Annotated in this window: 20 protein-coding genes; 17 read left to right on the top strand and 3 right to left on the bottom strand. The window is 59.6% G+C overall.

The genetic code is table 11. The annotated features are described in order from the left end of the window. Window positions 1-372: 372 nt before the first annotated feature. A complete protein-coding gene (locus ACP7B1_RS09395; protein WP_223613154.1) occupies window positions 373-1,167 on the top strand; it encodes a tetratricopeptide repeat protein in 795 nt (264 codons plus the stop codon). Between the two features lie 48 nt (window positions 1,168-1,215). Here the strand turns inward: ACP7B1_RS09395 and xth are convergent, their stop codons facing one another. Further along, window positions 1,216-1,995: an exodeoxyribonuclease III gene (gene xth, locus ACP7B1_RS09390; protein WP_346308485.1), complete on the bottom strand. Its 780-nt coding sequence runs from the start codon at window positions 1,993-1,995 to the stop codon at window positions 1,216-1,218. 51 nt (window positions 1,996-2,046) lie between these two features. After that, window positions 2,047-2,382, bottom strand: a complete 336-nt coding sequence (gene erpA / locus ACP7B1_RS09385; protein WP_162800193.1) for an iron-sulfur cluster insertion protein ErpA — start codon at window positions 2,380-2,382, stop codon at window positions 2,047-2,049. Window positions 2,383-2,541: 159 nt separating this feature from the next. Here erpA and ACP7B1_RS09380 point away from each other — a divergent pair, with 159 nt between their 5' ends. From ACP7B1_RS09380 to ACP7B1_RS09320, 13 genes are all read left to right on the top strand, one after another. Continuing rightward, window positions 2,542-3,750, top strand: a complete 1,209-nt coding sequence (locus ACP7B1_RS09380; RefSeq protein WP_346308486.1) for a deoxyguanosinetriphosphate triphosphohydrolase — start codon at window positions 2,542-2,544, stop codon at window positions 3,748-3,750. Between the two features lie 63 nt (window positions 3,751-3,813). Further along, on the top strand, window positions 3,814-5,571 hold the full coding sequence (gene argS, locus ACP7B1_RS09375) for an arginine--tRNA ligase (protein ID WP_346308487.1): 1,758 nt from the start codon (window positions 3,814-3,816) through the stop codon (window positions 5,569-5,571). Window positions 5,572-5,739: 168 nt separating this feature from the next. Beyond that, a complete protein-coding gene (locus ACP7B1_RS09370) occupies window positions 5,740-8,277 on the top strand; it encodes an SPOR domain-containing protein (RefSeq protein ID WP_426136883.1) in 2,538 nt (845 codons plus the stop codon). A 75-nt stretch (window positions 8,278-8,352) separates the two neighbouring features. Beyond that, window positions 8,353-9,372, top strand: a complete 1,020-nt coding sequence (nagZ, locus tag ACP7B1_RS09365) for a beta-N-acetylhexosaminidase (RefSeq protein ID WP_346307359.1) — start codon at window positions 8,353-8,355, stop codon at window positions 9,370-9,372. Between the two features lie 58 nt (window positions 9,373-9,430). Then, entirely contained in the window at window positions 9,431-10,261 is an 831-nt protein-coding gene (locus ACP7B1_RS09360; protein ID WP_223613491.1) for a segregation and condensation protein A, read from the top strand. Then, window positions 10,254-10,985, top strand: coding sequence for an SMC-Scp complex subunit ScpB (scpB, locus tag ACP7B1_RS09355; protein WP_346307358.1), 732 nt, complete (start codon window positions 10,254-10,256; stop codon window positions 10,983-10,985). The genes ACP7B1_RS09360 and scpB overlap by 8 nt, the downstream gene beginning before the upstream one ends. Window positions 10,986-11,175: 190 nt before the next feature. Beyond that, complete coding sequence (locus tag ACP7B1_RS09350) at window positions 11,176-11,397, top strand: twin-arginine translocase TatA/TatE family subunit (RefSeq protein ID WP_223613161.1); 222 nt, start codon at window positions 11,176-11,178, stop codon at window positions 11,395-11,397. Window positions 11,398-11,461: 64 nt separating this feature from the next. Beyond that, the gene (gene tatB, locus ACP7B1_RS09345) at window positions 11,462-12,112 is read left to right on the top strand and encodes a Sec-independent protein translocase protein TatB (protein WP_346307357.1); all 651 of its coding nucleotides are present in this window, start codon (window positions 11,462-11,464) and stop codon (window positions 12,110-12,112) included. Continuing rightward, window positions 12,109-12,939, top strand: a complete 831-nt coding sequence (gene tatC, locus ACP7B1_RS09340; protein WP_105732590.1) for a twin-arginine translocase subunit TatC — start codon at window positions 12,109-12,111, stop codon at window positions 12,937-12,939. Before tatB ends, tatC begins: the two co-directional genes overlap by 4 nt. Window positions 12,940-13,008: 69 nt before the next feature. Continuing rightward, on the top strand, window positions 13,009-14,292 hold the full coding sequence (gene serS, locus ACP7B1_RS09335; protein WP_223613163.1) for a serine--tRNA ligase: 1,284 nt from the start codon (window positions 13,009-13,011) through the stop codon (window positions 14,290-14,292). Window positions 14,293-14,301: 9 nt separating this feature from the next. Beyond that, window positions 14,302-15,060, top strand: coding sequence for a 5'/3'-nucleotidase SurE (gene surE / locus ACP7B1_RS09330; protein WP_223613164.1), 759 nt, complete (start codon window positions 14,302-14,304; stop codon window positions 15,058-15,060). After that, window positions 15,057-15,710 carry a protein-L-isoaspartate(D-aspartate) O-methyltransferase gene (locus tag ACP7B1_RS09325; protein ID WP_223613165.1) on the top strand — a complete coding sequence of 218 codons (654 nt, stop codon included), beginning with the start codon at window positions 15,057-15,059 and terminating at the stop codon, window positions 15,708-15,710. The genes surE and ACP7B1_RS09325 overlap by 4 nt, the downstream gene beginning before the upstream one ends. Window positions 15,711-15,855: 145 nt before the next feature. Then, the gene (locus tag ACP7B1_RS09320; RefSeq protein WP_346307356.1) at window positions 15,856-17,196 is read left to right on the top strand and encodes a peptidoglycan DD-metalloendopeptidase family protein; all 1,341 of its coding nucleotides are present in this window, start codon (window positions 15,856-15,858) and stop codon (window positions 17,194-17,196) included. Between the two features lie 56 nt (window positions 17,197-17,252). Here ACP7B1_RS09320 and ACP7B1_RS09315 read toward each other — a convergent pair whose 3' ends face one another. Next, the gene (locus ACP7B1_RS09315; RefSeq protein ID WP_346307355.1) at window positions 17,253-18,116 is read right to left on the bottom strand and encodes an ATP-binding protein; all 864 of its coding nucleotides are present in this window, start codon (window positions 18,114-18,116) and stop codon (window positions 17,253-17,255) included. A 163-nt stretch (window positions 18,117-18,279) separates the two neighbouring features. Here ACP7B1_RS09315 and yajC point away from each other — a divergent pair, with 163 nt between their 5' ends. Genes yajC through ACP7B1_RS09300 form a run of 3 tightly spaced genes read left to right on the top strand, consistent with a single transcriptional unit; the run spans window position 18,280 to window position 21,330 of the window. Beyond that, on the top strand, window positions 18,280-18,618 hold the full coding sequence (gene yajC, locus ACP7B1_RS09310) for a preprotein translocase subunit YajC (protein ID WP_346307354.1): 339 nt from the start codon (window positions 18,280-18,282) through the stop codon (window positions 18,616-18,618). Between the two features lie 56 nt (window positions 18,619-18,674). Further along, entirely contained in the window at window positions 18,675-20,936 is a 2,262-nt protein-coding gene (secD, locus tag ACP7B1_RS09305) for a protein translocase subunit SecD (protein ID WP_346307353.1), read from the top strand. A gap of 4 nt (window positions 20,937-20,940) precedes the next feature. Then, entirely contained in the window at window positions 20,941-21,330 is a 390-nt protein-coding gene (locus tag ACP7B1_RS09300) for an Mth938-like domain-containing protein (protein WP_223613492.1), read from the top strand. The last annotated feature ends 5 nt before the right edge of the window (window positions 21,331-21,335 follow it).

Below are 21,335 nucleotides of genomic sequence, written 5' to 3'. Positions count from 1 at the left end.
TTGAAGAAATGTCGTGCAATGGTGCCGATGTTCCGCCCGGGGCAATGATGGACGCAAAACCGATCTTACTGGCTTACACCAACAGCCTTTATGCGATGTCGGAACTGACGCGCTGCCCCGACGATTCCATTTTTGCAGGCACATCCCATTCCCTGATATCTGGCCGTACTATTGCCGGAAAGCGGTCAAACGATCGCTGGAATGATGCGTCACATTCATCGTCAAGAACATCCGCAGCGCAAATGATATGCGCTCAAAAAGGGGTGGCAGGCGGCGTTTTCGCCGGTGTCGCCGTCAATCGTGTCCTGACAGGGGGTGCCAGGCGCAGCAAGGCTGCGACGCATCCCGTCGGGGCAAAGGAAGTGTATTGCCATGCTCATTGTTGATCGCTTCGCCGCTCCGTTTTTCGGGATCGGGCTTGCTTTGAGTGTCATGACGCTGCCCTGTCACGCGTTCGACACCAGCAATGAGATGAATGAGGATTCCAGCCCTTTCGCCCTCTTCAAGTTCGGATTTTCCGCCTACAAGAAGGGCGACAAGGATGAAGCCGTCAAGGCGTTGAGGTTTGCCGCGGAAAAGGGCCATCAGGGCGCCAACTGGAAGCTCGGCCGCATGTATGCGGAAGGCGACGGCGTCAAGGAAGACGACTACGAAGCCTACAAGATGTTCGAGCAGGTCGTGCACGAGGGCGCCGAACAGGGCACCCAGAACGAGAGTTATGTTGCCGATGCGCTCGTGGCCCTTGCCGGTTATGTGAAGCGCGGCATCCCGAACTCCCCGATCAAGTCCAATCCGAGCGCCGCGCGCGATCTCTACCTGCAGGCCGCCTCGAATTTCGGCGACTCCGATGCACAGTTCGAACTCGGCAAGATGCTGATGAAGGGTGAGGGCGGCCAGCCGAATCCCAATCAGGCGGCCCGATGGTTCCGTCTGTCGGCCCAGAAGGGCCATGCCGGTGCGCAGGCCATGCTGGGCAATCTGCTGTTCCAGGCCGGAAAGACCGTGCGCGGGCTGGCCATGATGACCGCCGCATTCGAGCGGGCATCCAAACAGGATCGCGTCTGGATCGGCGATATTCAGGAACAGGCATTTTCCATCGCCAATGAGGCCGACCGCCGGACGGCCATCGTGCTTGCCGAAGACATCATCAAAACCGGCGATTTCTGATCGGGAAGAGCCAGCCTGAGCTGACCCGACAGGGCCTTCCGCCGCAAATCATGCCAAGGCGATTGCCACAGGCACGTGATCCGACGGCTTTTCCCAGGCGCGGACATGTTTTTCGATGCTGGCGGAGGTGAGACGGTTGGCGGCCTCCGGCGACAGCATCAGATAGTCGATGCGGATGCCATTGTTCTTCTGCCAGGCGCCAGCCTGATAATCCCAGAATGTGTATATCCCCGCCTCATCCGTGACGGCACGGGTCGCGTCGGTGAAACCGAGATTTTCCAGCCGGCGCAATGCCTGGCGCGATTCCGGCTGGAACAGCGCGTCATTCAGCCATGCTTCGGGGTGTTTGGCGTCCTTTGGCTGAGCAATGACATTGTAGTCGCCCGCCAGAACAAGCGGTTCTTCCAGAGCAAGCCGGTCTTCCGCCCAGCGTTCCAGACGCTCCATCCAGCGCAGCTTGTAGGGGAATTTTTCCGTATCGATGGGATTGCCGTTGGGCAGATACAGCGAAACAACCCGGATGGCGCCGGTTTCCGTCGAAAATACCGCTTCGATGAAGCGCGACTGCTCGTCGGTATCCTCGCCGGGCAGGCCGCGGATTACTTCGTCCGGGCTCTTCTTCGACAGGATGGCAACGCCATTGAAGCCTTTCTGGCCGTGGGTTTCGACGTGATAGCCGAGGGCTTCGATCTCGGCCCGTGGAAACTGCTCGTCGACAGACTTGATTTCCTGCAGGCAGACGATGTCCGGATTGGATTCCCGCAGCCACGCTGTCAGAACTTCGATCCGCGCTTTCACACCATTGATGTTCCAGGTGACAATTTTCATGGGAAACAACGACTTTGCTGAGTTTTGATTGCGCGAAATCTGAAACGCCGGTCAGACGGAAAAACTGGTTCCGCAGCCGCAGGACGAGGTGGCGTTGGGATTGCGGATCTGGAAAGACTGTCCCATCAGGTCATCGACAAAGTCGATTTCCGAACCGCCGATATAGGGCAGGGATATCGAATCGATCAGCACCTTTGCGCCGAGTTTCTCGATGACGATGTCATCGGCGTCCTGCGCATCGACCAGATCATATTTGTAGGAAAAGCCCGAGCAGCCGCCGCCTTCGACGGAAATGCGCAGGGCGGTCTTCTCGGGATCGGACTTCAGAATTGCCGAAATGCGCTTGGCAGCAGCATCGGATACGGAAACATTCATTGCATCGCTCATTTCTTCACGCTCCAAATGCGAACCAGTTCGCAGCGCTCCGGCTTAAGTTGACATTGCCATGTCACACCTTGCCATTCATCATACACCATAGCTAAGAATTGGCGACCGCGAAGTCAACGACCGGCGCGGCCGCAAAGTGGGAAGGCATTCAATTCAATCATGTCGATGCAGGGAATTGGCTTCGGATACAGGGAGAGGGCGCCCTATGCCTGCGATCCGCAACGCAGTCGCGGTCGCCTCGTGCCGGAAAACGAGAGTCCGACGCGCACGGTTTTCCAGCGTGATCGCGACCGCATCATCCATTCCACCGCCTTTCGGCGCCTGAAGCACAAGACACAGGTGTTCATCGCCCATGAGGGGGATCACTACCGCACCCGGCTGACCCACACGATCGAAGTGGCGCAGATTGCGAGGGCATTGGCACGGTCGATGCGGCTCGATGAAGATCTGGCCGAGGCAATTGCCCTGGTGCATGACTTCGGTCACACGCCGTTCGGCCATACGGGCGAAGATGCGCTCAACGAAAAAATGAAGGCGTTTGGCGGGTTCGACCACAATGCCCAGTCATTGCGGATCGTGACCAGCCTTGAAAGGCGCTATGCGGAGTTCGACGGACTGAACCTGACCTGGGAGACGCTTGAAGGACTGGTGAAGCACAATGGTCCGCTGACGGGAGCGGATGGCCAGGGACTGAAGCACCCCGTGCCGGCCGCCATTGTCGAGTATAACAGCCAATATGACCTCGAACTCAACCGTTATGCCTCGCTGGAGGCGCAGTGCGCAGCAATTGCCGATGATATCGCCTACAACGCGCATGATATAGACGATGGCCTGCGTTCCGGGCTGCTGTCGCTGGAGGCATTGGAGGAGGTTCCGCTGACGGGCGACATCCTGCGCGCGGTGCGGCAGAAATATCCCGTTCTCGATGATGTCCGTACATCGCACGAAATCGTGCGGCGGCAGATCACCATCATGGTCGAAGACGTTATCCGCACGGCTCAAACCAATATCGAAGCGCTGCAACCGCAATGCGTGGACGATATTCACAATGCCGGACGCATGCTGATCGGGTTTTCCGCTGCCATGCGGGACAAGGAAAAACTGCTGAAATCATTCCTTTACAAGAATCTCTATTTCCACGAGAGCGTCATCCGCATCAGAAAGTCCGCCGATCAGATCGTGCGCGATTTGTTCGATGCCTATATGGCCGACGAGCAAACCATGCCGGAAGGCTGGCGTGAGGGGGCGAAACACGACGGTTTAGCGCCGCGCGCACGGCTTGTGGCGGATTTCCTGGCGGGCATGACCGACACTTATGCTGTGCGCGAGCATCGCCGCTTGTTTGACCATACGCCCGAATTGGCTTAAGCGAAGGGCCAATCGCGGTCACACGACCGCACCAACGTGAAAAACCCGATCGAGTATAACGTCATGAACATCTTCGCCGATTTCGATGCGCGGATTAAAAAAGCCCTGCAAGCGCTTGAATTGAAAACCATTGATGGCGCCGATGTGGATCTGTCCCGCGTTGGCGTGGAGCCGCCGCGCGATCCGAGCCACGGTGATATCGCAACGAATGCAGCGATGGTTCTGTCGAAAGCCGTTGGCCAAAACCCGCGCGAACTGGCGATAAAGATCGGCGACGCGCTGAAAAATGACCCGGATGTCGGCTCTGTTGACGTTGCCGGACCGGGTTTTATCAACCTGCGCTTGAAGGATACGTACTGGCACGGGCAGCTGGCGGGCATGCTGGGCGCCGGTCTCGACTATGGCCGGTCGAAGCTGGGCTATGGCCATAGGGTCAATGTCGAGTTCGTTTCAGCCAATCCGACCGGGCCGATGCATGTGGGGCATTGCCGGGGCGCCGTTGTCGGCGATGCCCTGGCCAATCTTCTATCCTTTGCCGGTTATGATGTGACCAAGGAATATTACATCAACGATGCGGGTGCGCAGATCGATGTGCTCGCCAACTCGGTGATGCTGCGTTACCGCGAAGCGCTGGGTGAGCATATCGGCGAGATTCCGGCTGGCCTTTATCCCGGCGACTATCTTGTTCCGGTCGGGCAGGCGCTTGCCGCCGATTACGGCACGAAACTTCTGGCAATGCCGGAAGAAGAAGCGACCGCGATCATCAAGGATCGGACCATCGATGCCATGATGGTGATGATCCGCGACGATCTTGCGTCGCTCAACGTGCATCACGATGTGTTTTTCTCCGAGCGGACGCTGCATGCGGACAATGCCAAGCAGATCAGGTCGGCGATCAACGACCTGACGCTGAAGGGACATGTGTACAAAGGCAAGCTGCCGCCGCCCAAGGGCCAGCTGCCGGAGGACTGGGAAGATCGCGAGCAGACCCTGTTCCGTTCGACCGATGTGGGTGACGATATCGACCGGCCTTTGGTGAAGTCCGACGGACAGTTCACCTATTTTGCCGCCGACGTTGCCTATTTCAAGGACAAGTACGACCGGCACTTCGATGAGATGATCTATGTGCTCGGGGCCGATCATGGTGGGTACGTCAAGCGGCTTGAATCGCTGGCACGCGCTGTTTCCGGCGGTACGGCCAAACTGACGGTTCTCATCTGCCAGCTCGTCAAACTCTATCGCAATGGCGAGCCGGTGCGCATGTCGAAACGCTCGGGCGAATTCGTTACCCTGCGCGATGTGGTGGAAGAAGTCGGGCGTGATCCCGTCCGGTTCATGATGCTGTACCGGAAGAATGACGCGCCGCTGGATTTCGACTTCGCCAAGGTCACCGAACATTCCAAGGACAATCCGGTTTTCTACGTTCAATATGCTTCGGCCCGGTGCCATTCCGTGTTCCGGCAGGCGATCGAACAGCTTGGGCTGGGCGAAGAATCACTGGCGGCCAGTGCCCAGCACTTCGGTTTGCTGACGGACGAAAGCGAAATTGCGCTCATCCGCAAGCTCGCCGAATACCCGCGTTTGATTGAAACGGCGGCCGTCCATCAGGAGCCGCACCGCCTTGCTTTCTACCTTTATGACCTGGCAAGTTCGCTGCACGCGCAGTGGAATAAGGGAACCGAAAACGCGGACTTACGTTTTATTAAGGTTAACGATCCAAACTTGTCCCAAGCCAGGCTAGGGCTGGTGCAGGTTGTTTCTAAGGTTTTGGCGTCCGGATTGTCTATCATTGGTGCGGACGCCCCAACCGAAATGCGCTGAAAGGCGCGGAAATCCTGTCAACTTTTGCCCACATTGCGCTGGTATGGCCAATGCGTGACGTCTTTTGACGTCCATAGTTGAGAGTACAGGATTAACGCCATGGCGGACAACTATCTTCAGCGTTCTCACCGGCAGGATGATTCGCGATTCGGTAATGACGACCCTCTGATGGAGCTTTCCCGTATCATGGGAACGCCTGTCGAAGAGGAACAAACGGCAACCGGATCGGGCGAGGATCTTGCTATGGATCTGGAGCGCGAGCTCATGGGCGATTTTGAGGAGCATCCTCAGCGTGCCGCCCCGGCGGCAGCCTCGGAGCCCGTGCACAGTCATGCTGAGCCGGATCGGTTTGCTCACTTCGATATTCAGGACGCGGTGGAACGGGAATTGATGTCGAATGCGGATTATGCGCATGCCGCAGCCGAGCCCGTCGCGATCTATGAGGAACCCGACTACGCCGATTACGAGCCGGACGCCGTTTATGCCGACGGTGAAACGGGCGAGGGGCGCGATGGGCACGAGCCCGTCAGCTTTGTACCCGAACCGGCGCAGCCGGAACGCGCTGTCGTTGCGGCGCCGTCCTTAAGCCTTGAAGATGAACTTGAGACGCTTCTTGCCGGTGCGGCGAAGCCTGTGGTTCAGCGCTCGGCAAACGCTTCCTGGGGGTATGGTTCGCAAGCGCCGGTCATCGGCCGTACGGAAGCTGCTCCCATTATCAGCCGCGCGACCTCCTATGCGCCGTCCGTCACCCAGGCGGTTGCCGAGGCGAAGCCGGCCTATGCGCCGGAACCTGCGGCCTATCAGGCCGCGCCTGTCCCGGCTTCGGCTGCCTACGCGCCGGTTCCGGTGCACGAAGAGGCGGCAGCGGTTCAAGGCGATCCGCTTGAGGATTTTGATACGGAAGAACTGATGGCTGCCTTCGACGATTTCGAAGTGCCGCTGGATGTGGAAGACGAAGCTGTTCCGGCGCACGCGCTTGAAGCAGAGCTGCCCCGTTACCAGAGCCCCGTGCATTCCTATGCGGCCGTTCGCGAGCCGGAGCTTGCTCCCGTTGCGCCGTTGGCTGCTGCAGAAACCCACCATCTGCCGGAGCCGCAGGATTTGAGCGGCTATGCGGATGAGCTGGATCGTGCGGCCTCGTCAATCTCCTCTGCGCCCGATGTTCACACCGTGGCGGTCACCGAGAACCGGGTCGAGTACACGGAGTCGCTCGATCTGCCTGAAGTGCACTACGAAGACGATGTTCCGCAGCACAATGGCCTGGGCGAGCTTGAAACCGAATTTGCCGAAGTCTTCGGCTCGATCGAGGCGGATGATACCCGTGCGGCCTATACGGCGCCGCAGGAGGAGCCGCAGCAGCCGGCGCCGGCCGCCAAGGACGAATACGCCGATATTTTTGCCGACGTTTTCGGCAATGAGGCTGAGCAGGGGCATTATACCCCGGCAAACTATGCGGCTGCCGGAGCCGGTGTCGCCGCAGCGGCGGCTGTCGGAGTAGCTGCTGCCAGCGCGCATCAGTCCCGTCCGGTTGCCAGCAGCTACAGCAACGGTCCTGAAGACGACATGGATTTTGGCTACGATCCAAAACGCGACGATGTCGGCATGGCTGCAACGACCTATGCCCAGCCGATGAGCCGCAAACGCAGCTTCGTTGTGCCGGGTGCCGTAGCGGCAGCCGTTCTACTCGCCGTTTCCGGTGCCGTTGCCTATAAATGGACCAGCGGATCGGGTGGCGCGCCTGTGGTGATCATGGCCGACAAAGCCCCGATCAAGGTTCAGCCAGAAAGCACGGCGAACACGACAGCACCTGTCCAGGACAAGATCGTTTATGAAAAGGGTGCGACGGCGGATACATCGCCGCCAAAGCAGCAGCAGCTTGTCACGACCCAGGAAAAACCGGTCGATCTGACTGCCGATACGGATGAGGATATTGCCGGAACCAAGGCCGAGGAGAGGGTCGATCCCGCCGCGGCGAACATGGCTTCGAGCGAGGAGCAGGCCCAGCCGAACGGCGCCATCGCACCGCGCAAGGTTCAGACCATGGTGGTGAAGCCCGATGGTACCATGGTCGCCGCCATTCCGCAGGCTGCCGATCCCGTCGCTTCGGGTCCTGCCGCCGCGCCCATGGCGCGTCCGGCACCGGCGGCTCCGGCACCGGTCAGCGCGATGCCCGACGGCAACGATCAGATCGGCTCGCTTGCGGCGGCCAGCAATCCTGCAACGCCAAAACCGGCCGTTGAGCCCCTGGTTGCCAAGCCGCAGGCTCCGGCAACCGGCAAGCTGCCTGCCAAGGCGGTCGAAACCAAGAAGATCACGGCAGAGACGGTTGCCTCCGTTGCGCCGAAGAATGTCCCGATTGTCGACTCCCGTCCGGCCGATCAGCCTTTGAACGTTGTTGATCGCGTCGCGCCGCAAAAGCCGGCCGGTCAGCCGCAGCAGCAGGTTGCTTCTGCCGTGGCGCCGGGCACCTATCTGATCCAGGTTGCTTCGCAGCCGACGGCGGAAGGCGCGCAGAAGACCTATGCTTCGCTCGCCCAGCGCTATCCCGGCGTGATCGCCGGTCGCGGTGTCGATATCAAGCAGGCCGAGATTGCCGGCAAGGGTACATTCTACCGTGTTCGTATCCCGGCCGGTACAAAGGACGCTGCCGTCAATCTGTGCACCAAGTTCAAGTCGGCGGGCGGCAGCTGCTTCGTGACGCAGTAAGCCCGCCACATAACCAGACAAAGGCGGCCAATGGCCGCCTTTTCCTTTTTTGCATCACCGCAGTAGACTTTACCCATGAGCGAATCAAAAGCATGGATTGCCGGCACGTCCGGTCTGAAACTGACCCCCGACGAAATCGCGTTCTTCCGCGATGAACGCCCGTGGGGTTTTATCTTGTTTGCCCGCAATGTCAGCGAAGCGGCACAGGTCGAGGATCTGACCGCGCATCTGCGCGATCTGGTGCGGCGTGATGAAGCCCCTGTGCTGATCGATCAGGAAGGCGGGCGGGTGCAGCGTCTGCGGCCGCCGCTGGCGCCCAATTATCCCGCCGGATCGGCGCTGGGTGCCCTGTTCAAGCAGGACGAAGAGGCGGGATTGCGCGCGGCCTGGCTGCTTTCGCGCCTTCACGCGTTTGATCTCATGAAACTCGGCGTCAATGTCGATTGTCTTCCGGTTCTCGATGTTCCGGTTGAGGGCGCCAACGAGGTCATCGGCAGCCGTGCCTACGGCAAGCATCCGGAAATCGTCACGGCAATGGGCAGGGCTGCGGCGGAAGGCCTTCTGGCGGGCGGCATGCTGCCTGTGATGAAGCACATTCCCGGCCATGGCCGCGCATTTGCCGACACCCATCACGAATTGCCAACCGTGACAACGCCGCTCGACGAATTGGCGGAACACGACTTTGCCCCGTTCCGGGCTCTGGCGCATCTGCCCATGGCGATGAGCGCCCATGTCATCTTCTCGGCCATCGACCCGAAGCAACCGGCGACAACATCCGGCAAGGTTGTGGAAGAGATCATTCGCGGCCATATCGGCTTTGACGGGCTGCTGATGAGCGACGACGTGTCGATGAACGCACTTTCTGGGGATTATTTTGACCGGACCAAAGCAATCTTTGCGGCGGGCCTCGATATCGTGCTTCACTGCCACGGCATTATGGAACAGATGACGGCGGTTGCTTCCTGCACACCCGAGCTGAACGGCAAGGCGCTGGAGCGGGCACAGCGGGCAATCCAATATGCGAGAAAGCCGGATGCTTCGGATGAAGCGGAAATCCGGGAAGAATTCCAACGTTTCTTCGAAGCGGTGGCATAGAAGCGAGAGAGAGTTGACGGCGACGGAACAGAAAACGAATGGCAAGACCGCGGCACCCATGGAGGCGCTGTGGGAAAGTGCATCCGATCGTGGTGTCAGCGAGCCGTCGCTTCTGATCGACATCAAGGGTTTTGAAGGCCCGCTCGATCTGCTTCTGCATCTGGCGCGCAACCAGCGGGTCGATCTGGCCCGCATTTCCGTGCTTGCCCTTGTCGAGCAGTATCTGATCTTCATCCGCCAGGCCCAAGCGCTGCGGCTGGAGCTTGCCGCCGACTATCTGGTCATGGCGGCCTGGCTGACCTACCTCAAGTCCAAGCTGCTGATCCCGAAGACCCCCGGCGATGAGGGCGAGAGCGGCGAGGAGCTGGCGGCGACGCTGCAATTCCGCTTGAAGCGGCTGGAAGCCATGCGCGATGCGGCCACGAAGCTGGTCAACCGCAATCGCCTTGGCCGCGATGTCTTTGCCCGCGGCATGCCCGAAGCCGTCATTGTCGATCAGACCAATATCTATTCGGCAACGCTGTACGAACTCCTGACCGCCTATGCCTCGCAACGGCAGAAGCAGGCGATTTCCCACGTGCAGATCGCGCGCCGCAGTGTCTGGTCACTGAAGGAAGCACGTACCATTCTCATGCGTCTTGTCGGTGAGATGAAGGATTGGACCGCATTGGATCAATACCTCCTCGATTTCATCGCGTCGCCCAGCGAGCGTGCCACCGTGCTGGCCAGCTCCTTTGCCGCCAGCCTTGAAATGGTGCGGGAAGGGCATATGGAAATCCAGCAGACCGGTGCGTTCAAGCCGATTTTCCTGCGGGACCGTCCGCCGAGGCCGGCCGAAAAGACGGATCAGCCGCCGCTGACAACGATGAGGGACGTGGTCAATGGCTGAAACCGGTCCTCTGCATATCCAGCCCGATAACGATGAAAGCGACAGCCGCGAGGCGGACTGGAAATCGACGATCTCCGTATCCGATGCCTTGCGCATGGCCGAGGCTATCCTGTTTGCCTCAGCCGAGCCGGTAACGGTGCGGGCGCTGGAAGAGCGGCTGCCGTCCGGGATCGACGTTCCGGCGCTGCTTGGCGAGTTGCAGTCGGTATATTCCAAGCGCGGCATCAATCTCCTGCAGGTTGGCGGCGCATGGGCCTTCCGCACAGCAGCCGATCTTGCCTTCCTGATGAACCGCGAGGCGGTGCAGCAGAAGAAGCTTTCGCGCGCCGCACTCGAAGTGCTCGCCGTGATTGCGTATCACCAGCCGGTGACGCGGGCGGAGCTTGAAGATATTCGCGGCGTGGAGACGTCAAAGGGCACGCTGGATGTGCTGATGGAGACGGGCTGGATCAAGTTCCGCGGGCGCCGGCGCACGCCGGGGCGGCCGATCACCTATGGCACGACATCCTCGTTCCTCGATCATTTCGGCCTGCAGGAAGTGCGCGATCTGCCGGGGATCGACGAATTGCGCGGCGCCGGACTGTTGTCCGCGCGCATGCCTGCCAATTTCGCCATTCCCATCCCGGTCAATGATCCCGATGAATTGACCGAAGACGAAGATCCGTTGACCGATATCGATCTGGAAGAACTTGGACTTTTGACGCCGCGTGTAGAACACGATTGAATTTTTATTTGCCATATTTGTGCGCAATGGTGGCGCAGACGATGCCGGTTCGGAAAATTCGTGCTGAAGATTTCAATTCGCACTTGCGCCGAACTTACATGAATGTGAAACAACAATATGCACTTGTGTTTGAAAAGCACGGGGAAAAGGCATAGATGAGCTCAAACTGTTGAGCGAATGCGAGGGTAAAATGGGTAGTTTTTCAATCTGGCACTGGCTGATCGTATTGGCGATCGTGCTTCTGGTTTTTGGTCGCGGCAAGATTCCCGAACTGATGGGCGACGTTGCCAAGGGTATCAAGAACTTCAAGAGCGGCATGGCCGATGATGATGCGGCTGACAATTCCAAGACGATCGATAATCAGCCGAACCAGCCGGTGAATTCCGTCAAGGAAAAGACAACGAAGTCCTGAGTGGCTTGATTTAGTTTTTTCCTGCGCGGGGCTTTGCTGTCTCGCTGCGGCCGGAGCATGATGAATGTTTGATGTTGGTTGGTCGGAAATCCTGGTGATCGTGATCGTTGTGATCGTGGTGGTCGGGCCAAAAGATTTGCCGAAAATGCTGCGCGCCTTTGGCAAGGCGACGGCCAAATTTCGCGCGACTGCGGGTGAATTCCGGCGTCAATTCGATGAAGCTCTCAAAGAGGCGGAGCTCGATGACGTGCGCGATATCATCAACGATGCCAAAAGCCTCGATCCGCGCAACGATATCCGCAAGGTTTTCGATCCCGTCCGCACGATTGGCGAGGAAATCCGCTCAAGCCTGAAGGATGGCGGTACGGCCGGCAAAGACAACATTGCCGTACCCGATCCTTCCGCTCCCGGCGCGACGCAGCTGCAGCCGCAGACGATGGAGCCCGTCGCTCCGCTGATGACGGCCACAGCGCCAAAGAAAACCCGCCGGGCCGGCAAGCCCAAGGCTGCGGCTGAGACACCGGCTTCCGCCGCTGTATCCGACAAGGCTGCGCCAGCCAAGGCAAGGGCCAAGGCCGCTGCGCCTGCCAAAGTTGCGGCCAAGCCATCTGCCGCCAAAACACCGGCAGAAACGCCTGCACAGACTGCACCAGCAAAAAGAACGGCCAAGCCGCGCGCCAAGGCCAAAGCTGGCGATACGGGGACAAAATCTTGAGCAAGACCGACGACGACATTGATAAGAGCTCGGCCCCGCTGATCGAACACCTCATCGAATTGCGCCGCCGGCTGATCTGGGCATTGGTGGCGTTTTTCGTGGCTTTCCTGATCTGCTTCCATTTTGGCCGGCAGTTGTTCAACGTTCTGGTCATCCCGTATCAGTGGGCCGTGTCCTGGGCCGGCTTTGATCCGGCAAAGGCGCAATTGATCTATACGGCGCCGCAGGAGTTTTTCTTCACGCAGGTCAAGATCGCCATGTTCGGCGGCATTGTTCTGGCCTTTCCCGTCATTGCCTCGCAGATTTACAAGTTTGTCGCGCCGGGTCTGTACAAGAATGAACGGATGGCATTTCTGCCGTTCCTGATCGCGTCGCCGGTGCTGTTCCTGATGGGCGGCGCACTGGTGTTCTTCTTTTTCACCCCGATGGTGATGTGGTTCTTCCTGGCCATGCAGCAGACAGGCGGTGCTGGCGAAGTGCAGATTTCGCTTCTGCCCAAGGTTTCAGAATATCTGAGCCTGATCATGACGCTGATTTTCGCGTTTGGCCTGGTGTTCCAGTTGCCGGTGGTCACGTCGCTGCTCGCGCGGGTTGGGCTTGTCAGCTATGAAGGCCTGCGCTCGAAGCGCAAATACGCCATCGTCATTGCCTTTATCGTCGCGGCGGTGATCACGCCGCCCGACCCCCTCAGCCAAATCGGTCTTGCACTCCCGACGATCCTTCTCTACGAGGTTTCCATCTGGATGGCGCGTCTGATCGAGAAAAAGCGTGAGGCAGCTGAAGCCGAAGCACAATCAGGGTCCAGCGATAGCGATATCTCGTCCTGACGCAGCTCCAGCTTTCGCCGGACAATCACGTCCTCAATCCAACGAACACTTCAAGACGGCTTTATTACCATGCTCGACATCAAATGGATCCGCGAGAATCCTCAGGCGCTTGACGCAGCTTTGGCGAAACGGAGCGTCGAGCCGCAGTCGTCCCGCCTGATCGAGCTGGACGAGAAGCGTCGTCAGCATATTGCCAAGCTGCAGGACGCGCAGGAACGCCGCAACGCCGCCTCCAAGGAGATCGGCAAGGCCATGGGCGCCAAGGACCAGGCCACCGCCGACCGTCTGAAGGCCGAAGTCGCCGAAATCAAGGTCTTCCTGCAGAGTGCTGAAGAAGAAGAGCGCCAGCTCGACCGTGCGTTGAACGATGCGCTGGCCGTGCTTCCCAATCTTCCCCTCGACAGTGTCCCGGTCGGCAAGGACGAGGGCGGCAACGTCGAGACGCGCCGCGTCGGTCATCTCAAGAACTTCTCCTTTGAACCCAAGGAGCATTTCGAGATCGGCGAAAACCTTGGCTACATGGATTTCGAGCGTGCAGCGAAGCTGTCCGGCAGCCGATTTACCGTCCTGAAGAGCCAGCTGGCGCGGCTGGAGCGTGCACTTGGCCAGTTCATGATCGATCTGCACACGACCGAGCATGGCTATACCGAGGTCAATCCGCCGCTTCTGGTCAATGCGGACGTGCTTTATGGCACCGGCCAGCTGCCGAAGTTCGAAGAGGATCTCTTCAAGACAACCGATGGCCGCTATCTCATTCCAACGGCCGAGGTGCCGCTGACCAATCTCGTGCGCGAAGAAATCCTCGACATTCGCGATCTGCCGATCCGGATGACGGCGCTGACAGCCTGCTTCCGTTCCGAGGCCGGTTCGGCCGGCCGCGACACGCGCGGCATGCTGCGTCAGCACCAGTTCATGAAGGTCGAGCTGGTGTCGGTCACCGATGCCGAGAGCTCCATTGCCGAGCACGAGCGCATGACCGCCTGCGCCGAGGAAGTGCTGAAGCGCCTCGACCTGTCGTTCCGCACGATGACGCTGTGCACGGGCGACATGGGCTTTGGCGCGCAGAAGACCTATGATCTGGAAGTCTGGCTTCCCGGCCAGAAGGCCTATCGCGAAATCTCCAGCTGCTCCGTCTGCGGTGATTTCCAGGCACGCCGCATGAATGCGCGCTACCGGCCGGAAGGGGAGAAATCGACGCGTTTCGTCCACACGCTCAACGGTTCCGGTACCGCAGTCGGGCGTGCACTGATTGCCGTTGTCGAAAATTATCAGAACGAGGACGGCAGTGTCACAGTTCCTGAAGCACTTGTGCCTTACATGGGTGGACTGAAACGAATCGAAAAAGCTGCATAGGAGAGGGCGATGCGCATTCTGCTGACCAACGATGATGGTATTCATGCGGAAGGTCTGGCTGTTCTGGAACGTATCGCCCGCCAGCTTTCCGACGATGTCTGGGTGATCGCGCCCGAAACCGACCAAAGCGGTCTGGCCCATTCGCTGACGCTGTCCACACCGCTGCGCCTGCGCGAGATCGATGACCGGCACTACGCCGTTCGCGGTACGCCGACGGACTGCGTGATCATGGGCGTCAAGCATCTGATGCCCGAGCCGCCCGACCTGATCCTGTCGGGTGTCAATTCCGGCTCGAATACCGCCGATGATGTCACCTATTCCGGCACCGTTGCCGCGGCCATCGAAGGCACGCTCCTTGGCATCAACTCCATTGCCCTGTCGCAGGAATACAATCTCGATGGCGGGACACGCGTCCTGCCATGGGACATCGTCGAACAGCGCGCACCGGCACTCCTGAAGAAGCTTCTGGCTGTCACGCTGGCCAAGGGCGTGCTTCTCAATGTGAATTTTCCGAGCTGCAGCGGCGGGGAACTGGCCGGGGTCCGCGTCACGGCGCAGGGCAAGCTTTCCCATGGATTGACGATTGAAGAGCGGCAGGATGGACGCGGCCTGCCATATTACTGGCTGCGCTACGGCCGCGGCAAGGATGAGCCGGCGGAAAACAGCGATGTTGCCGCCATCCGCAAAAACTACATCTCCGTGACGCCGCTTCAACTCGATCTGACCGCGCACGAGATGCGCCAGACCCTGGAGGATGCGTTCGCATGAAGCCTGCGCTTTCAGAACGGGAAGGCTTTGCCGCCTTCGTCCTGCGGATGCGGTCTTTGGGAATGACGGACCAGCGGCTCATGACGGCTTTTGAGGCGACATCCCGCATGGCCTTTGTTTCCGGCAATCTGGGAACGCTGGCCTATGGCGACCGGATGCTGCCGATCGAATGCGGTGAGTTCATGGAAGGGCTGGACCTGCAGGCGCGCCTGATCAAGGCCCTCGATCTTGAGCCGGCCCACCGCGTTCTGGAAATCGGCACGGGCACCGGGTTTACCGCTGCCATCATGGCTCGGCTGGCCGGCCGGGTCCTGTCCATCGAGCGCTATCGTACTCTGGTTGAGCTTGCGCAGCAGCGCCACCAGACATTGAAGATCGAAAATATCTTCATCAAACATGCCGATGGCAAACTTGGCCTGACCCATGACGGGCCGTTTGACCGCATTGTCGTCTGGGCGGCTTTTGAAAGCATGCCGCGCCAGTTCGTCGAGCTTCTGTCGTCCAATGGCGTCATGATTGCGCCGATCGGTCCGGTTGACGGCAAGCAGGTGGTGTCGCGCCTGTCGAAGATCGGGAGCCGTTTCGAGCGCGAGGATATGATGCCCGCGCGCTTTTTGCCGCTGCTTGACGGTGTTGCCACAGCCCTTTGACACGGACGTTCTGCCGCAGCGCAGGCGCAACCCTTTACGGGTTTGGTGAATCTTTTACAAATTTTCTGCTCGTTTTAACGGTCGGGTAACATTAACGCGGTTTAATAGCTCCATATTCTTGTATTGAGTACGGGCGGGATAAGCGATGCGTTTGAGTGTACTAGACAAAGCGTCACGGCGGCTGGCACTGAATGCCAGCATTCTCATGATTGCCGGTTTGGCTGCAGGCTGCAGCTCCGGAGTATCGCGCTTTACCAGTGCTGACTTCAGCTCCGGCTATAGCGACAACCAGCGTGCAATCATTCAACCGCAAAATGCGGGTGCAACGGGTTACACGCCACCAGTCGATGCACGCTATACGGCGTCGGTGAACCGCAATGCGGTTCCAGCGGCGGGCGGTGTCCAGCGCGGTGCCTTGCCGCCGGTCGGTGCGGTCAGCGCCTCGACACTGCCGCCGGTCTCCTCGCAGCCGGCGCGTCAGCTCGCCAACACCGCGCCCGTCCGCCAGCAGGTGGCATCGGTCCAGCCCATGGGCAATGTGCAGGCTCCGCCGCTTGCCGCGCCAGCCGGAACGCTGAAGACACCGGATGGCCGCGAAGCGCGCATGCCGACCAAGCCGGCGACACCGGGACAGGCTTCCGCCAACACGGCAGCCATTCTTCCGCAGGCCCCGCAGGTCAAGGACCGGAACGGCGCGGCAACGACGACGGCAAACAATACGACGCCACCCAGCCATTCCGGCTCCTATACGGTTCAGGGCGGCGACACGCTGCATGCCATTGCCCGCAAGACGGGCACCAATGTCGAGGCCATCAAGCAGGCCAACAACATGAAAGAGGGCACCGTTCGGGTCGGCCAGTCGCTGGTCATTCCGGCATCGAGTTCCTCCCTGGCGCAGAATGTCGCCAACAACATGAAGTCGAAGGGTTCCGTCGATCAGGTGAAGACCGCCGCGACGCCGCCAGTCGAACAGCCAAAGGTTGTTGCAAGCACGGCGCCGAACGCCGCGATTGCTGCGCCGCAGGCTGACAGCCAGGCAAAGCCTTACACGCCGCCGCAGGCGAGCGAAAAGGTGATCGACGACGCGGAGAAGGATGTTGCATCAGCACCATCCGCCACCGGTGCGTCGCAGATGCGTTGGCCAGTTCGCGGCCGCGTTGTCGCCAATTACGGCAAGGGCAATGACGGTATCGACATTTCGGTTCCCGAAGGCACGCCGATCAAAGCTGCTGAAAACGGCGTGGTCATCTACTCCGGCGATGGCCTCAAGGAGTTCGGCAACACCGTTCTCGTGCGCCACGACAATGGTCTGGTCACGGTTTACGGCAATGCGAGCAAGCTGAACGTGCAGCGCGGCCAGAAGGTGAAGCGCGGTGAGGAACTTGGCCGGTCGGGCATGACAGGCAATGCGACATCGCCAAAGCTGCACTTCGAAGTGCGCAAGAACTCGACCCCCGTCGATCCGTCGAAATATCTCGAATCCTGATCAGCTCAGGTTTGAATCAGAAGGCCCGCGCAGCGATGCGCGGGCCTTTTCGTTTGTCAGAGCTTCTTGCCGAGCCGTCCGGCCAGGTCCTGCGTGAACTGCCATGCGACGCGGCCGGAGCGCGAACCGCGGGTGGTCGACCATTCCAGCGCTTCCGCATGCAGCTGCTCCTTCTGCATCGGCAGATCGAAATGCGCGGCATAGCCGTCGATCATCGAGAGATAATCGTCCTGGCTGCATTTGTGGAAACCCAGCCACAGGCCAAAGCGATCCGACAGGGACACTTTTTCCTCAACGGCTTCGGACGGATTGATGGCCGTCGAGCGCTCGTTCTCGATCATGTCGCGTGGCAACAGATGCCGGCGGTTCGAAGTAGCGTAGAAGATGACGTTGTCCGGACGGCCTTCGACGCCGCCTTCCAGCGCGGCCTTCAATGACTTGTAGGATGTATCGTCGTGGTCGAAGGAAAGATCGTCGCAGAACAGGATGAAACGATATTTCGTGTCCTTGATGGCCGCCATCAGGGAGGGGAGGCTGTCGATGTCCTCACGATGGATCTCGACCAGCTTGAGCGTACCGGTATCGTCGGGCGCGGCCATGTTGACGGAGGCATGCACGGCCTTCACCAGGGATGACTTGCCCATGCCGCGCGCGCCCCACAGAAGCACGTTGTTGGCCTGCAATCCGTCGGCAAAGCGCTTGGTGTTGTCGAAGAGGATATCGCGGACGCGATCGACCCCGCGAATGAGTGAAATATCGACCCGGTTGACCTTTCTGACGGGGTCGAAGGCAAGCTTGTCCGGGTTCCAGACAAAGCAATCCGCCGTGTCGAGATCGACGGGTTGCGGTTTTGGCGGTGCCATGCGCTCCAGCACTGCAATCAGACGGTCAAGTTTTTCTGTCAGCAATTCCTCGGACATTCTTATCAAGCCTTTGTTTTTTCTGCGTTCAAGCCACTATCATGTTGATGGGAAATCGAAAAGCGCGCTACGGGATTTTGCACGGTTGCTTTTCCCATTCCAAACATTGTATTGCGCAGGCTCTATAAACTTTCAAACACGTATTACTCTGGAGATTGTCTCTATGTTCGTAACTCCCGCATATGCACAGACAACAGGTATCGGTGGTGCGCCGGAAATGCTGATGAGCATCCTGCCATTCATCCTGATTTTCGTGATCATGTACTTCCTGATCATCCGTCCGCAGCGCACGCAGATGAAGAAGCGCGAAGAGCAGCTCAAGAACATCCGTCGCGGTGACACGATCATCACCGGCGGTTTCGTTGCCAAGGTAACGAAGGTGTTCGAAGACAGCGGTGAACTCGAGGTCGAAATCGGCGAGGGCGTCAAGGCCCGCGTCATCCGCGCACTGGTGTCCGACGTGCGCATCAAAGGTGAACCGGTTGCCGATAACAAGAAATAAGTCATAGTGACAGGGCGGCATCAGGCCGCCCTGTTGATTCTTGAGGTCGGGATTGCATGCTCTATTTTAGCCGCTGGAAGACACTTCTCATCTGGGCCGTTGTTCTGGTCGGCGTGATCCTGGCTCTGCCAAACCTCTTTACCCCCATCCAGTTGGCGAACCTGCCGAACTGGCTGCCGAAGAAGCAGCTCGCCCTCGGACTGGATCTGGAAGGCGGCTCGCGCATCCGGCTGCAGGTCGACAAGGACAAGCTGGCGCAGACCGGCGCGGCCATCGAGGTGATGAACCGCCGTCTCAGCGAGCTCGGCTACACCAATCCCAATGTGGAAAGCCAGCGAAGCGGGCGTGTACTGGTCGAGGTTTCGGGTCTGTATGACTCGCAGCTGCTCAAGGATATTCTGAGCCTGACCGGCCAGCTGAGCTTCCGCATGATCGATACGTCCGTGCCGGTGCAGCAGGCGATTGACGGCACGCCGCCGGAAGGCGCCGATGTTGTCTATTCCTTTGACGATCCGCCCGTGGCCTACCTCGTCAAGAAGGAGGCCATCGTCACCAACCAGAATTTTGTGGGGGCGCAGGCGGGTGTCGATACGGCCACCCAGCAGCCCGTCATCACCTTCAAGCTGGACAGCGCGGGCGCGGAACGGTTCTCCCGGGCGACCAGGGAAAACATCGGAAAGTCCTTTGCCATCGTGCTTGACGATCAGGTGCTGTCGGCACCGGTGATCAGCGAAGCCATTCCCGGCGATACGGGCCAGATCACCGGCAATTTCGACCTGTCCGGCGCCAGCAACCTTGCCATCGTCATGCGTGCCGGCGCACTGCCTGCACCTGTTACCGTGATTGAAGAACGTTCTGTCGGTACCGACCTTGGCGCTGCTGCCGTGTCTGCAGGCAAGATCGCTGCGCTCATCGGCGCCGGTCTCGTCATCCTGTTCATGCTGCTGACCTATGGCCTGCTGGGCGTGATTGCGAGCATCGCGCTTGTTGTCAACATCGTCCTGATCCTGGCGGTTCTGACCATATTCGGCGTACCGCTGAGCCTTGCCGGCGTTGCCGGTATCGTCCTGACCATCGGCATGGCGGTGGACTCCAACGTTCTGATCTACGAGCGCATTCGCGAAGACCGGCGCGCCGGCTTTTCGGTCATCCAGGCCATCGATTCCGGATTTGCCCGCGCGCAGGCGACGATCGTCGATGCCAATGTGACGACGCTGATCGCCGCGCTCGTCCTGTTCATCCTGGGTACCGGGCCCGTGCATGGTTTTGCGGTCACGGTAACCATCGGTATTGTCACCACGCTGTTCACCACCTTCACGCTGACACGCTGGATGGTGTCCGCCTGGGTGCAGTGGTCGAAGCCCAAGGAAGTGCCGCGTGCACCGCTGAAGCTCATTCCTAACAACACCAGGATTCCGTTCATGCGGCTGCGCGGGCTGACGCTGGGTTTCTCCGCGCTGTCGAGTGTTGCCGTCATCGTGCTGTTCCTTGTCGTCGGCATGAATTTCGGCATCGACTTCAAGGGCGGAACCATGGTGGAGATCGCCTCCAATGAAGGGCCCATCGATCTGGACGATGTCTATAGCCGGTTGGATGACCTGAACATCGGCGATGTGAAGATCGAGCCGTTCAAATCGGACAGCCGGGCGCTGATTACGGTCGGCAGCCAGCGCGAAGGCGAAAACGCCGAGCAGACCGTCGGTGTCAAAATCCGCGGCGAGCTTGATCAGGATTATGAATTCCGCCGGGTGGATGTCATTGGTCCGACCGTATCGGGCGAGCTTGCCAAGGCCGGCGGACTGGCGGTCGCGCTCTCTCTGGTGGCGATCTTCGCCTATGTCTGGTTCCGCTTCGAATGGCATTTTGCGCTCGGTGCGATCATCGCGACCATCCATGACGTGGTGCTGCTGCTCGGTATGTTCATTGTCTTCCAGATGGAGTTCAATCTGTGGAGCATTGCGGCACTTCTGGCCATTGTCGGTTATTCGCTCAACGATACGGTGGTGATTTACGACCGCGTCCGGGAAAACCTGCGGCGGCATGGCAACAGCGTTTCGCTGTCGGCGGTTCTCGATGCCTCGATCAACCAGACATTGTCGCGCACCATCCTGACATCGCTGGCCACCTTCCTCGCGCTGGTCGTGCTCTATGCCTATGGCGGCGATGATGTGCGCTCCTTTGCGCTGACCATCGCGGTCGGCATTGTCGTTGCGACCTATTCGTCGATCTTCGTTGCCGGACCCTTGCTGATGCTGTTCGGGCTCAAGGGGCGCGATGTGATCGATGATGCTCATCCCGCCAGGCAGAGCGGGGCATAACGCCGTGGCCAAGGGGATAGAAATCCGCGACGCGCATTTTCCGGGCCGTGCACCCATCGACGCCTATGGCAATGGCGGGTTCCGGTTTGCCGACATGTCGCATCGCGGATCGATCCTGTGCCTGCCATCGGGTATCCATGGCTGGGCGCCGAAGATCGAGACCGCGCTGACGGCGGAGGATCTGGCGCTTGTGCTCGAGCAGGCGGCCGATATCGAGATTCTGCTGGTGGGAACGGGGACCGAATTGCGCCGTCTGCCGCAGGCCCTGCGTGACGTACTGCGCGAGCACCGCATTTCCTCCGATCCCATGAGCACCGGCGCGGCCGTGCGCACCTATAATGTTCTGCTGGCGGAAGACCGTGCCGTCGCTGCGGCACTGATTGCAGTGGATTAAACCGG

The organism is Phyllobacterium sp. SL163, assembly GCF_049896885.1.
GTDB lineage: Bacteria > Pseudomonadota > Alphaproteobacteria > Rhizobiales > Rhizobiaceae > Phyllobacterium > Phyllobacterium calauticae.
Note: the sequence above shows the minus strand (reverse complement) of the source record. Positions and strands in the feature narration are given on the sequence as shown.

Excerpts from the sequence above, each read along its gene's own strand:
- ACP7B1_RS09395 (WP_223613154.1), top strand. The coding sequence starts at position 373 with ATGCTCATTGTTGATCGCTTCGCCGCTCCGTTTTTCGGGATCGGGCTT.
- xth (WP_346308485.1), bottom strand. The coding sequence starts at position 1,995 with ATGAAAATTGTCACCTGGAACATCAATGGTGTGAAAGCGCGGATCGAA.
- erpA (WP_162800193.1), bottom strand. The coding sequence starts at position 2,382 with ATGAGCGATGCAATGAATGTTTCCGTATCCGATGCTGCTGCCAAGCGC.
- ACP7B1_RS09380 (WP_346308486.1), top strand. The coding sequence starts at position 2,542 with ATGTCGATGCAGGGAATTGGCTTCGGATACAGGGAGAGGGCGCCCTAT.
- argS (WP_346308487.1), top strand. The coding sequence starts at position 3,814 with ATGAACATCTTCGCCGATTTCGATGCGCGGATTAAAAAAGCCCTGCAA.
- ACP7B1_RS09370 (WP_426136883.1), top strand. The coding sequence starts at position 5,740 with ATGGAGCTTTCCCGTATCATGGGAACGCCTGTCGAAGAGGAACAAACG.
- nagZ (WP_346307359.1), top strand. The coding sequence starts at position 8,353 with ATGAGCGAATCAAAAGCATGGATTGCCGGCACGTCCGGTCTGAAACTG.
- ACP7B1_RS09360 (WP_223613491.1), top strand. The coding sequence starts at position 9,431 with ATGGAGGCGCTGTGGGAAAGTGCATCCGATCGTGGTGTCAGCGAGCCG.
- scpB (WP_346307358.1), top strand. The coding sequence starts at position 10,254 with ATGGCTGAAACCGGTCCTCTGCATATCCAGCCCGATAACGATGAAAGC.
- ACP7B1_RS09350 (WP_223613161.1), top strand. The coding sequence starts at position 11,176 with ATGGGTAGTTTTTCAATCTGGCACTGGCTGATCGTATTGGCGATCGTG.
- tatB (WP_346307357.1), top strand. The coding sequence starts at position 11,462 with ATGTTTGATGTTGGTTGGTCGGAAATCCTGGTGATCGTGATCGTTGTG.
- serS (WP_223613163.1), top strand. The coding sequence starts at position 13,009 with ATGCTCGACATCAAATGGATCCGCGAGAATCCTCAGGCGCTTGACGCA.
- surE (WP_223613164.1), top strand. The coding sequence starts at position 14,302 with ATGCGCATTCTGCTGACCAACGATGATGGTATTCATGCGGAAGGTCTG.
- ACP7B1_RS09325 (WP_223613165.1), top strand. The coding sequence starts at position 15,057 with ATGAAGCCTGCGCTTTCAGAACGGGAAGGCTTTGCCGCCTTCGTCCTG.
- ACP7B1_RS09320 (WP_346307356.1), top strand. The coding sequence starts at position 15,856 with ATGCGTTTGAGTGTACTAGACAAAGCGTCACGGCGGCTGGCACTGAAT.
- ACP7B1_RS09315 (WP_346307355.1), bottom strand. The coding sequence starts at position 18,116 with ATGTCCGAGGAATTGCTGACAGAAAAACTTGACCGTCTGATTGCAGTG.
- yajC (WP_346307354.1), top strand. The coding sequence starts at position 18,280 with ATGTTCGTAACTCCCGCATATGCACAGACAACAGGTATCGGTGGTGCG.
- secD (WP_346307353.1), top strand. The coding sequence starts at position 18,675 with ATGCTCTATTTTAGCCGCTGGAAGACACTTCTCATCTGGGCCGTTGTT.